At 46.4% G+C, this 1,204-nt stretch carries 1 pseudogene; it reads right to left on the bottom strand.

The features are described from left to right. Positions 1–1,204: pseudogene (locus A3766_RS30670) on the bottom strand (hypothetical protein); the annotation flags it as partial.

Raw genomic sequence — 1,204 nt, 5'->3', positions numbered from 1 at the left:
GAACGTCGAATCGACATATAGTTGGTCACATTTGGAATTGCGATCGGTGAAAACTGATAATCATTATCGGTATGGCTGCCCTCTCCTTTGATTCTAACCAAGTTATGCTCACCGGCACCGGCAGGCATATGATAGATCAACATATCTTTGGCAACTTTTTCTTCTTCCGGTGCCCAGTCTGGCCCTGGCTCCTTCTCATAAATGCCCTTGAAGGTTTTTAGCGGCGTCTGTAAAACTGTCCACTTCATGGTCCATTCAGGGTTAGGCAAGCCAGGGAAAACCTTTGTTTCATCTTCGCCATTGACGTTTTGGTAAGTGATTTGATAACCGTGGCACGACGCACAGTTGAAACCGGCAAATTCACCCGGCCCTGTATAAGGGTGATTACCTTCTGCATAGCGATATCCTACCCAACCTGTATCTTTTGTATTGCCTTCAAGCTTGGCAGAACCCAAGGTGAGGAAGCCGGGGATCGGGGTTGGCATTGGGTAAGGATCAAAGTAAACATCATCCATCGCTTCATTCGGCACTTGCCCTCTGACCGTTTTATAGGCGCCAAACAACTCTCTCGGGTCAGCATAGCCTCCTTTAACCGGGTCAAACGAACGATAGTTAAAGATCGCCTTCCAATCCAGGTTTCGTACCGCATGTGCGACACCAATATTGTAGTCGTACGACCAGAATATCTTTCGACCTTCTGTCACCAAATCAGAGAAGTTCGGGTTATTAACATCTATATCAATCGGCGTGCTGGCAACGGCATCACTCAGCTGTGACACAACGTCACATTCATGCTGAAACGTATCGCTGATAATACGAGAGGTCTGTGCATCAATAACGGTATGTGGAGAACCTGGGTGTAGCAAGGACTCATTATAACCCGTTCGTTTTTGTACCTGCACAATCAAGGGACCGCTGCTAGCATGGTCAGGTACCCTGAATACAATACGGTCATCTTGCCAGCTAATAACGTTTTTATCCCATGCATCAACTTGCTGCTCTGTTTCGTAATTAACCTGATCTGACACAGCAAGCTTCTGATCAAACATACGTAAATCAGTTTCAAGAATACGGGTATTACCCAGCATGATTTTGCTAAAATCTATATCCACACCTGCACCGAAGTTTGAGCCGATTAGCGTGACAATATCGCCAGGTACAAGTACCGGGCTTTGAGTCCCCATACGAGTCCAGACAAGCTCAT

It is taken from the genome of Oleiphilus sp. HI0132 (genome assembly GCF_001635845.1).
The sequence above is the reverse complement of the archived record's forward strand: the minus strand, read 5'-3'. Positions and strand labels throughout refer to the sequence as shown.